Consider the following 9,522-nt stretch of genomic DNA (forward strand, 5'->3'; position numbering starts at 1 on the left):
GGCGGAGTCCCCTACCCGCCCTTCGCCCGTTCCCAGGGGGCTCCGCCCCCAGACCCCCGCGCCTCAAACGCCGGCGGGGCTGGGATGTGCTGCGCACATCCCAGCCCGCGCGGCGATTGAGCGCACGGGCGCGCAGCGCACGTATCGGGGTCCGGGGCGGAGCCCCGGGGAACGGAGGAAGGGCGGGTAGGGGACCTCGTCCCGCGTAGCGGGAGCCCGTCGGGCGGGGCGGGCGTTCAGAACGTGGGACGGGCGGCCCGGGCCGGGGGGCGGGAAGATACGGTGAGGGGACCATGAGCGCTTCGCAGACCTCCGACGCCCCCACCCTCCTCGTCAAGATCTTCGGCAAGGACCGTCCCGGGATCACCGCCGGGCTAATGGACACCCTCGCCGCCTACTCCGTCGACGTCGTCGACATCGAGCAGGTCGTCACCCGTGGCCGCATCGTCCTGTGCGTCCTCGTCACCCAGCCCACCACCGCCGCCGAGGGCGAGCTGCGGGCCACCGTGCACAGCTGGGCCGAGTCGCTGAAGCTGTCGGCCGAGATCATCTCCGGTACCGGCGACAACCGCCCCCGCGGTGTCGGCCGGTCCCACGTCACCGTGCTCGGGCACCCGCTCACCGCGGAGTCCACGGCCACCATCGCCGCCCGGATCACCGCGACCGGCGGCAACATCGACCGTATCTTCCGGCTCGCCAAGTACCCGGTGACGGCCGTCGAGTTCGCGGTCTCCGGCGCCGAGACGGAGCCGCTGCGCACCGCGCTGGCGACCACCGCCGCCCAGATCGGCGTCGACGTGGCCGTGGTCTCGGCGGGGCTGCACCGCCGGGCGCAGCGGCTGGTGGTCATGGACGTGGACTCGACCCTGATCCAGGACGAGGTCATCGAGCTGTTCGCCGCGCACGCCGGCTGCGAGGCCGAGGTCGCCGAGGTGACCGAGCGGGCCATGCGCGGTGAGCTGGACTTCGAGCAGTCCCTGCACGCCCGGGTGGCGCTGCTGGCGGGACTGGACGAGTCGGTGGTGGACAAGGTCCGCTCCGAGGTGCGGCTGACCCCCGGCGCCCGGACCCTGGTGCGGACGCTGAAGACCCTGGGCTACCAGGTGGGCGTGGTCTCGGGCGGGTTCACGCAGGTCACGGACGACCTCCGGGAGCGCCTCGGCCTGGATTTCGCCTCGGCGAACACCCTCGAGATCGTCGACGGCAAGCTGACCGGCCGGGTCACCGGCGAGATCGTGGACCGGGCGGGCAAGGCCCGGCTGCTGCGCCGCTTCGCCGCGGAGGCCGGGGTGCCGCTGTCCCAGACGGTCGCGATCGGTGACGGCGCGAACGACCTGGACATGCTGAACGCGGCCGGCCTGGGCGTGGCCTTCAACGCCAAGCCGGTGGTGCGCGAGGCCGCCCACACGGCCGTGAACGTGCCCTTCCTGGACGCCGTGCTCTATCTGCTCGGCATCACCCGTGAGGAAGTGGAAGCGGCCGACCTGGCCTGAGCAGCCCCTCTCCCCCCAACGCCCGGCCGGATCCTTTCGGCCGGGCGTTCGTCCTGCCCGGAACCCGGTGGCCGGAAAGATCCGTCGCGCGAGCCGGAGTCGAGCCGCCTTTGACCCTGACTGGCTTCATTTGTACTGCACTTGGGGTTAATGCTCCGATCGCTCCGCCGGTACGCGACAGCGGTGGCCCGATCGGACTCTTCGTTCGAGGGGACGTTGATGACTCGAAGTGTGCTCATCACCGGAGGTTCCGGCGGAATCGGCCGGGCCTGCGTGGAGAGATTCGCGCGGGAGGAGGACTGGACGGTCTGGTTCACCTACCGCAACGGCCGGGCGCGGGCCGAGGAACTGGTGGAGGAGCTGGCCCTCACCGGACGCGCCAAGGTCGAAGCCTTCCCCTTCACCCAGGGCGTGTGGGAGGACCACGAGCTGCTGCTGGACCGGCTGCCCGGGCCGGTGGACGTCCTGGTGAACAACGCCGCGGTCGGTTCGAAGACGGTCGAGCACTACAGCGAGGGGCCCGGGCACGCGAAGGCGTCCGTGTTCTTCCAGATCAACGCGGTGGGTCCGCTGTGGCTGACCGAGCAGCTGCTGCCGGGGATGCTGGAGCGGGGTTTCGGGAAGATCGTCAACATCTCCAGCGTCGGCGGGGGGATCTTCCAGTTCCCCGGCTTCCACCCGGCCGACGGGATGAGCAAGGCCGCCCTCACCTATCTGACCCGCCACCTCGCCGCCGACCTGGCGCACTCCCCGGTGGACGTGTTCGCGCTCTGCCCGGGCGCCGTCGACACCACGATGTTCCAGGCGAGCACCCTGGACAAGCTCTCCCCCGAGGAACGGGACGCGCTCTCCGCGCGGCTGCCCAAGGGGCGGATGATCACCTCGGCGGAGATCGCCGAGCAGGTGCGCTGGCTGGCGGGCGAGCACTCCGCCCCGCTGCACGGCGCCGTCATCGACGCCTCGATGGGCCTCGGCGTGCACCCGGGGCTCCTCACCGGCGCCGAAGCCGACCACGGGAGGGCCTGATGGGCGCCCGCCGCCTCTCCCGCCAGGCCGCCCGGCTCCTCGCCGACACCCCGGCCATCGCCGAGGCCCACTTCCGCGCGGAGGCCGAACCGTACGACGCGCTGACCCGGCCCGACGGCTACCTGAACCTGGGCACCGCCGAGAACCGGCTGCTGTGGGACCTGCTGGAGGGACGGCTGGCGCAGCTGCCCCCGATGGACGAGGCCACGGCCCGCTACGCCCCGCTGCACGGCACCGGCGTGCTGCGCGGCCGGGTCGCGGCGCTGCTGTCGGACACCGTCGGCACCCCGCTGGACGCCGAGGACCTGGTGGTGATCAGCGGTGCCACCGGGGCGCTGGACGCGATCGCCTCCGTCCTGTGCGACCCGGGCGAGGCCATCGTGGTGCCCGCCCCCTACTACGGGGCCTTCGACACCGATCTCGGCGGCCGTTCCGGCGCCCGGATCCTGCCCGCGCCCCTGGATCCCGCCGACGGGTTCCGGCTGACGGCCGCGGCGGTGGACCGGGCGCTGCGGCGGGCCCGGGAGGAGGGGGTCACCGTCCGGGCGGTGGCGCTGTCCTCCCCCTCCAACCCGATCGGCGAGGTGCACGCGCCCGAGGTGCTGGCCGAGCTGCTGCGCGTGGTGCGCGAGCACGACGTGGACCTGGTCTCGGACGAGATCTACGCCCACGCGGTGTTCGGCCCGCGGGAGTTCACCAGCGCCGCCGATCCCGCCGTCAACCCGGACTGGGCCGGGCGCACCCATGTGGTCTGGGGCTTCGCGAAGGACTTCGGGCTGCCCGGCCTGAAGACCGGGGTGCTGCACACCCTCGATCCGCGGGTCCGGGACGCCGCGCGGGCGCTGGCGTACTTCGCGCCCGTGTCCACGGCCACCCAGCACACCCTGGCGGAGCTGCTGGCCGACCCGGAGTGGACCGCCTCCTTCCTCGCGGCGGGCCGGCGGCGGCTGGGCTCCTCGTACGGGCACCTGACCGGGCTGCTGGAGGCGTACGGGATCCCGTACGCCCCGGCCGGTGCGGGCTTCTCCGTCTGGCTGGACCTCGGGCGGTGGCTGCCCGAGGCCGGCTTCGGGGGCGAGGAGCTGCTGTGGCGGGAGCTGTTCGAGAAGGCGAAGGTCAGCATCCTGCCCGGCGGGGCCTTCCGCTCGCCCGTGCCGGGCTGGTTCCGGCTGTGCCACACCGTCGACGCCCCGCTGGTCGCGGAGGCGGTCCGGCGGATCGCCGCCCACCTGGGCCTGTCCGCGCAGGCGGGCCCGCGTCCCACCCCCTCCCCCTCCCCCGCTTCACGGAACGGAAGTCACCCATGAGCACGGCACCGGGTCCCCTGGACCGCTGGTACGAGACCGCCGGCGTGCGCGGCGGCGTACGGCGGATGTTCCACGCCGAGGCGGAGCAGGGCCGGGTGTTCTTCCCCGACGCCCTGGTGCCGCACCTGGCGCACCCGGAGGTGAAGGCGCTGGCCCCGGAGCGGGTCCGGGAGGTCTCGGTCCGGCACCTGTACCAGTTCCTGCACTCCACGACCCACCTGGAGACCCGGGTGGTCAACGGGGCGGCCGAGCCGGTCGCCAACGGCGTCTCGGGGCTGCACTTCCCGACCTCGCTGCGCATGGACGCGTTCAAGGTGTACTGCGACGAGGGCTACCACGCCCTGTACAGCCTGGACCTGGCCGACCAGGTGGCCGCCGTCACCGGTATCGCCGTCCCGGACGTGGACTACGGCGGCTTCGTGACGGCCCTGCAGGAGACCGGGCGGCGGCTGCTGCCGGAGGACCCGGTGCTGGCCGGGCAGTTGCAGGCGGTGGTGTTCGAGACGCTGATCACGGCCGTGCTGAACGAGGTGCCGCAGGACCCGACCGTGGTGAGCACGGTACGGGAGCTGATGCGCGACCACGCCAAGGACGAGGGCCGTCACCACCGGTTCTTCTCCGCCTTCTTCCTGGAGCTGTGGGCCCGGCTCGACGGCCGGCGCCGGGTGCTGGCGGCCCGGGCCCTGCCGGCGATGATCCGCGCGGCGCTGGACTGGGACCTGGAGCCGGTGCGGGTGTCGCTGCGGCTGGCGGGTCTGGACGAGGAGCGGATCGAGGCCGTCCTGGCGGACAGCTACGGCGGCAGCGCGGGCGTGGACCGCATCCAGACCATCTCCCGTTCCACCCTGCGGCTGTGCGCCCAGGTCGGTGCGTTCGACCTGCCCGGCGTCACGGACGCGTTCGCCGCCCATGGACTGCGTGCCCCGGAGGATTCCGATGTCTGAGACCGCGACCGTCACCCACCCCGGTGCCGTGACGTATTCCGACTACCTGAAGCTGCCGGAGCTGCTGTCGCTCCAGGTGCCGCTGGCCGACGGGGTGGACGACGAGCTGCTGTTCATCACCGTGCACCAGGTGCAGGAGCTGTGGTTCGGCCAGCTGCTGCGGGACCTGGCGGACGCCCGGGACCGGATGCTGGAGGGCGATCCGCGGGCCGCCCGGGCCCGGCTGGTGCGCAGTGTGTCCGTCACCCGGGGGCTGATCTCCGCGATCCATCCGCTGCGGGCGATGCCGCCGCGCGAGTTCCACGCCTTCCGGGGCGCGCTGGGTACCAGCAGCGGGCAGCAGTCGGCGCAGTACGTGGAGATCGCGGCGCTGTGCGGGGCCGACTGGGTGCACGGGGCGTACGGGCGGCGGACCGTCGCCGGGCTGGCCGGCGCGGAGCGGGAGCGGGTGGCCGGGCGGCTGGCGGAGACCACCCTGTGGGAGGCGTTCGTGGCGCTGCTGGCGAAGGCCGGGTTCGCGGCCGGGACGCGGGAGGAGCGCTGGGAGGCGTTCGCCCGGCTGGCGGCGGGGGCGCTGGACGGCGATCCGGCGGAGTTCGCGGAGCTGGCCGAGCTGGTGGAGGCGCTGGTCGACCTCGACGAGGTGTGGACGGAGTGGCGGGCCTGCCACGCGCTGCTGGTGGAGCGGCAGATCGGCGGGCGGCCGGGTACCGGCGGCAGCAGCGGGATGGAGCACCTGCGGGCGTCGGTGTACCGGCGGTTCTACCCGGAGCTGTGGGAGGCCCGGGACGCGGGCTTCCCGCAGCTGCCGGCGGGCTGCCCGATGGGCTGAGGAAGCGGACGGGCCCGGGGCGTGCGCCGCCCCCGGGCCCGGCGCGGCGGTCAGTGTTCCTTGGGGGTCCAGTAGTCCAGCAGGGTGCCCACGCCGGGTTCGACGGACTTCCAGGAGCCGGTGAAGGAGACGACGGCCAGTGCGGCGGTCGGGAATCCGGTGCGGTCCATCCGGGCCTGGGTGTCGCCCTCCGCGCGCCCGGAGAGGATGTCGGCCAGGGCGTGCATGCCGGGGTTGTGGCCGATGACGAGGAGGTCGGCGACGTCGTCGGGGGTCTCGTTCAGCAGGGCGATGAGCTCGCCCGGGGAGGCGTCGTAGACCCGCTCCTCGTAGCTGGTCCGCGGCCGGTAGGGGAGTTCCTGGACGGCGAGCTTCCAGGTCTCCCGGGTGCGGGCGGCGGTGGAGCAGAGGGCCAGGTCGAAGGTGATGCCGGTCTCGGCCAGCTTCCGGCCGGCGGCCGGCGCGTCCCTGCGGCCGCGTTCCGCCAGTGGGCGGTCGTGGTCGGCGACCTGGGGCCAGTCGGCCTTGGCGTGCCGGAGGAGGGCGATCCTGCGGGGTGTGTCGGCGCTCATGGGGCCAGCTTCGCATGAAACGGGCCACGGGGCGCAGGGTGTTGAGGGGCCGCCCCCGGCTCGTGAGGGCGTGCTCCGGCGTGCGCTGACCGGCCGGGAGCGCGGGTGGTGCGGGTCGTGCGGCGGGCGGCGGTCAGGTGACGGCGTGGAGCAGCTGCTGGGTGACCTGGACCAGTGAGGAGGGCTGGCCGGTGGCGGCCTGGGCCTGGCCGGAGCCGGCGAGCAGCAGGAGCAGGAGGCCGAAGGCGAGGGCGGGCAGGGCCAGGGTCCACCAGTGCAGCCGGGCACTGGTGTGGGCGTACGCGCGAGGGCGGCGGGCGGGACGGGTGGTGAGGGACGGGGTGTGCGTGGTGGCCGGCATGGCCGCCTCCGGGTTCTTCGGCTGGGGACTGGCTCGCTGCTTCGAATCTATGGATCCGAGGCGCCGGTTCCCATCCGGGGCACACCCCACCCGACCCTGATCCTGACCCCCTAGGGGATGGTGGGGTTATCCCCACCATCGGGGGCCGGGCCGGGCCGGCGGCGGTGCGTCAGGGGGACGCGAGGGTGGCGATGACGGCCACGATCACGGTCACGAGGGCCATCGCTCCCAGCACGAGGCCGAGCTTCTTGTGGCTGTCCTGGGGGTTGGGTTCGAGTACGGGCGACATGCCGTTCAGTCTCGCACGGCGCATTCGTCCTCGATCGTGCGGTCCCGTCCCGCGAGGACGCCGAGGGCGATCTGCGGGACGAGGAGGCCGGCCATGAGGGCGAGCGGCAGGTCCCAGCCGCCGCTGTGCTGGTAGAGGGTGCCGACGACCAGCGGGCCGGGGATGGAGATCAGGTAGCCGGTGCTCTGGGCGAAGGCGGAGAGCTTGACGACCCCGGCCGGGGACTTGGCGCGCAGTCCGATCATCGTGATGACGAGGGGGAAGGCGCAGTTGGAGACGCCGAGCAGGAGGGCCCAGGCCCAGGCTCCGCCGGCGGGGGCGAGGTAGAGCCCGAGGTAGCCGGCGAGGCCGAAGACGCCGAGGACGGCGGCGATGGGGCCCTGGTGGCGCATCCGTCCGGCGAGGCCGGGGATGACGAAGGCCAGCGGGACGCCCATGACCATGGTGACGGCGAGCAGCACGCCGGCGGTGGAGGCGGAGACCCCGGCGTCGCGGAAGATCTGCGGGAGCCAGCCCATGGTGACGTAGGCGCCGGTGGCCTGGAGGCCGAAGTAGCAGGCGAGGGCCCAGGCGGTGCGGCTGCGCACGACGGAGGGTCCGGCGTCCTGTGCGGCGGCGCCGGCGGGCGCGGCGGCCTTCTCGCGGCGGCCGGCGGCGGCGATGGGCAGCCAGGGCAGGACGGCGGCCACGGCGAGGGCGGCCCAGACCAGCAGGCCGGTGCGCCAGTTCCCGCCGAGGGCGGAGGTCAGCGGGACGGTCGTGGCGGCGGCGAGGGAGGTGCCGGCGGCCAGGGCCATGGAGTAGAGGCCGGTCATGGTGCCGACGCGGTCGGGGAACCAGCGCTTGACGATGACCGGGAGCAGCACGTTGGTCAGGGCTATGCCGGCCAGGGACAGGGCGCTGGCGGCGAGGAAGGCGGCGGCGCTGTCGGCGAAGGGCCGGATCAGCAGGCCGGCGGCGACGGCGGCCATGCCGGCGCAGACGACGGCGGCGGGGCCGAAGCGGCGGGAGAGCCGGGGCGCAGTGACGCCGAAGACGGCGAAGCAGAGGGCCGGGACGGAGGTGATCAGTCCGGCGACGGTGCCGCTCATGTGGAGGCCGTCGCGGGCCTCCTCGAAGAGGGCGCCGAGGCTGGTGATGGCGGGCCTCAGGTTGAGGGCGGCCAGCACGATGCCGACGACGAGCACCGGGCCGAGCCACTTGGGGTCGGCGGCGGCCGGAGCGGTGGCGGGGCGTCCCGGGGAGCCGCTCGGGATCGCCGGGCGGCTCAGGGTCTGGAGGTCTTCGTCGCGCATCCCGCCATCATAGAATCATGGGATGATTGGTTGTCCAGTTCGGTCCTGTCACACTTGAGCCCGTTCCGCCTCCTGTCCGGCAGTCCTCGAAAGGCCCCGTCCGCATGCCGCTGACCTCGCCCCGGCGTTCCGCGCTCGTCGACCAGGTGATCGCCCAGCTCAGGAACCAGATCACCTCCGGCGAGTGGCCGGTCGGAAGCCGGATCCCCACCGAGCCCGAGCTGGTGGAGCTGCTGGGCGTGGCCCGCAACACGGTGCGGGAGGCCGTCCGGGCCCTCGCGCACAACGGGCTCCTGGACATCCGCCAGGGTTCGGGCACCTACGTGCTCGCCACCAGCGAGCTGGCCGGGGTGATGCACCGCCGCTTCGCGGGGGCCGATCCCCGGCACATCGCGGAGCTGCGCTCGACGCTGGAGTCCGCGGCGGCCCGGATGGCGGCGGAGCGCCGCACCGAGCGGGACCTGGTCCAGCTGGACGCGCTGCTGGCGCGGCGCGAGGAGGCCTGGGCGAGCGGGGACGCGGAGCTGTTCGTGAGCACGGACGTCGCCCTGCACATGGCGGTGGTGACGGCCTCGCACAACGAGGTGCTGACCGGGCTCTACGCGGACCTGGGCGATCTGGTGGCGGAGTGGCTGCGCGCGGACGTGGGCACGGAGCTGGACCCGGCGGGCCACCTGGACCACGCCCGCCTCATCGAGGCGATCCGGCGCGGGGACGGGGACACGGCGGCCTCGGAGGCGGCGGGCTACCCCTTCGTCTGCCTGGGCAAGGGCACGTCCTAGCTCCTGGCGGGGGCCGGCGGGCGCTGGTGGCTGACCCAGGCCGTGCGGACCTCCTTCCAGCAGCGGCCGACCAGCCGGGTGCGGCCGGCCGGGTCCAGGGGGACGAGGGCGCCGTCCCCGTCCAGGTCCCACCAGCGCTCGCACTCCACGTGGAGGCGGAGCAGGTCGGTCTCGGGGAAGCCGTTGTGGCAGTACGCGATCACCTGGGAGCCGTCGATCTCGGTGTCGCAGTCGGAGCCGTAGAGCTCGCGGCCGGCGGGCTGCTCGGGCCGTACGGGTGGTTCGGCGGGGATCTCGGAGAAGTCCACGGTCGCCGGGGCGGCCGCCCCGGGTCCGGGGGCGGGGGCCGGCCCGCCGGGTTGCGCGAGGGCTCCCGGGACCAGGAGTCCGGTCACGGCCACCGAGGTGACCAGCAGCGATACCGCTCGGCTCGGCCTCGCGCGCACGCCCGTACCTCCTCCCCGAACCCGCCGGGAAGATCCCGGCCAGGTCAGTTTGCAGGCATGTGTCCCGGTTTTCGACTCGGAAAGATCCGGTCGGAGGGCGAACGTCCGATCGAGCGGGCCCCGTGATCCCCGCCGTCGCGGGCCGGAAACGGCGGTGGCCGCGCCTCCCCTGGGG

General features: G+C 73.8%; 11 protein-coding genes. 6 read left to right on the plus strand and 5 right to left on the minus strand.

The window, feature by feature from the left end; all coding sequences use genetic code 11:
• Positions 1 to 293 precede the first annotated feature (293 nt).
• The 5 genes from serB to ACFVXK_RS33865 all read left to right on the plus strand — a co-directional run bounded on the left by serB (position 294) and on the right by ACFVXK_RS33865 (position 5,602).
• Entirely contained in the window at positions 294 to 1,493 is a 1,200-nt protein-coding gene (gene serB, locus ACFVXK_RS33845) for a phosphoserine phosphatase SerB (RefSeq protein ID WP_389619600.1), read from the plus strand.
• 219 nt (positions 1,494 to 1,712) lie between these two features.
• Positions 1,713 to 2,519 (plus strand): SDR family NAD(P)-dependent oxidoreductase, encoded by an 807-nt coding sequence (locus ACFVXK_RS33850; protein ID WP_389619603.1) that lies wholly within the window; start codon positions 1,713 to 1,715, stop codon positions 2,517 to 2,519.
• Complete coding sequence (locus tag ACFVXK_RS33855) at positions 2,519 to 3,826, plus strand: aminotransferase class I/II-fold pyridoxal phosphate-dependent enzyme (RefSeq protein ID WP_389619606.1); 1,308 nt, start codon at positions 2,519 to 2,521, stop codon at positions 3,824 to 3,826. Before ACFVXK_RS33850 ends, ACFVXK_RS33855 begins: the two co-directional genes overlap by 1 nt.
• The gene (locus ACFVXK_RS33860; RefSeq protein WP_389619609.1) at positions 3,823 to 4,770 is read left to right on the plus strand and encodes a diiron oxygenase; all 948 of its coding nucleotides are present in this window, start codon (positions 3,823 to 3,825) and stop codon (positions 4,768 to 4,770) included. Before ACFVXK_RS33855 ends, ACFVXK_RS33860 begins: the two co-directional genes overlap by 4 nt.
• On the plus strand, positions 4,763 to 5,602 hold the full coding sequence (locus ACFVXK_RS33865; protein WP_389619612.1) for a tryptophan 2,3-dioxygenase family protein: 840 nt from the start codon (positions 4,763 to 4,765) through the stop codon (positions 5,600 to 5,602). Before ACFVXK_RS33860 ends, ACFVXK_RS33865 begins: the two co-directional genes overlap by 8 nt.
• A 50-nt stretch (positions 5,603 to 5,652) precedes the next feature.
• Here ACFVXK_RS33865 and ACFVXK_RS33870 read toward each other — a convergent pair whose 3' ends face one another.
• The 4 genes from ACFVXK_RS33870 to ACFVXK_RS33885 form a co-directional block, all read right to left on the minus strand.
• Positions 5,653 to 6,174 carry a SixA phosphatase family protein gene (locus tag ACFVXK_RS33870; protein ID WP_389619615.1) on the minus strand — a complete coding sequence of 174 codons (522 nt, stop codon included), beginning with the start codon at positions 6,172 to 6,174 and terminating at the stop codon, positions 5,653 to 5,655.
• A 133-nt stretch (positions 6,175 to 6,307) separates the two neighbouring features.
• Positions 6,308 to 6,535: a hypothetical protein gene (locus ACFVXK_RS33875; RefSeq protein ID WP_389619618.1), complete on the minus strand. Its 228-nt coding sequence runs from the start codon at positions 6,533 to 6,535 to the stop codon at positions 6,308 to 6,310.
• A gap of 169 nt (positions 6,536 to 6,704) precedes the next feature.
• Entirely contained in the window at positions 6,705 to 6,824 is a 120-nt protein-coding gene (locus ACFVXK_RS33880) for an SGM_5486 family transporter-associated protein (protein WP_344154728.1), read from the minus strand.
• A 5-nt stretch (positions 6,825 to 6,829) separates the two neighbouring features.
• A complete protein-coding gene (locus ACFVXK_RS33885) occupies positions 6,830 to 8,119 on the minus strand; it encodes a CynX/NimT family MFS transporter (RefSeq protein WP_389619621.1) in 1,290 nt (429 codons plus the stop codon).
• Positions 8,120 to 8,223: 104 nt separating this feature from the next.
• Between ACFVXK_RS33885 and ACFVXK_RS33890 the strand changes: the two genes are divergently transcribed.
• On the plus strand, positions 8,224 to 8,901 hold the full coding sequence (locus ACFVXK_RS33890) for a FadR/GntR family transcriptional regulator (protein ID WP_389619624.1): 678 nt from the start codon (positions 8,224 to 8,226) through the stop codon (positions 8,899 to 8,901).
• On the opposite strand, the gene ACFVXK_RS33895 is transcribed toward ACFVXK_RS33890, so the two are convergent.
• Positions 8,898 to 9,347 carry a hypothetical protein gene (locus ACFVXK_RS33895; RefSeq protein WP_389619627.1) on the minus strand — a complete coding sequence of 150 codons (450 nt, stop codon included), beginning with the start codon at positions 9,345 to 9,347 and terminating at the stop codon, positions 8,898 to 8,900. The genes ACFVXK_RS33890 and ACFVXK_RS33895 overlap by 4 nt on opposite strands.
• Between the last annotated feature and the right edge of the window lie 175 nt (positions 9,348 to 9,522).

This window comes from Streptomyces sp. NPDC058157, from assembly GCF_042884105.1.
Lineage (GTDB): Bacteria > Actinomycetota > Actinomycetes > Streptomycetales > Streptomycetaceae > Streptomyces.

Coding starts and splice junctions, on each gene's coding strand:
- serB (WP_389619600.1), top strand. CDS start 294: ATGAGCGCTTCGCAGACCTCCGACGCCCCCACCCTCCTCGTCAAGATC.
- ACFVXK_RS33850 (WP_389619603.1), top strand. CDS start 1,713: ATGACTCGAAGTGTGCTCATCACCGGAGGTTCCGGCGGAATCGGCCGG.
- ACFVXK_RS33855 (WP_389619606.1), top strand. CDS start 2,519: ATGGGCGCCCGCCGCCTCTCCCGCCAGGCCGCCCGGCTCCTCGCCGAC.
- ACFVXK_RS33860 (WP_389619609.1), top strand. CDS start 3,823: ATGAGCACGGCACCGGGTCCCCTGGACCGCTGGTACGAGACCGCCGGC.
- ACFVXK_RS33865 (WP_389619612.1), top strand. CDS start 4,763: ATGTCTGAGACCGCGACCGTCACCCACCCCGGTGCCGTGACGTATTCC.
- ACFVXK_RS33870 (WP_389619615.1), bottom strand. CDS start 6,174: ATGAGCGCCGACACACCCCGCAGGATCGCCCTCCTCCGGCACGCCAAG.
- ACFVXK_RS33875 (WP_389619618.1), bottom strand. CDS start 6,535: ATGCCGGCCACCACGCACACCCCGTCCCTCACCACCCGTCCCGCCCGC.
- ACFVXK_RS33880 (WP_344154728.1), bottom strand. CDS start 6,824: ATGTCGCCCGTACTCGAACCCAACCCCCAGGACAGCCACAAGAAGCTC.
- ACFVXK_RS33885 (WP_389619621.1), bottom strand. CDS start 8,119: ATGCGCGACGAAGACCTCCAGACCCTGAGCCGCCCGGCGATCCCGAGC.
- ACFVXK_RS33890 (WP_389619624.1), top strand. CDS start 8,224: ATGCCGCTGACCTCGCCCCGGCGTTCCGCGCTCGTCGACCAGGTGATC.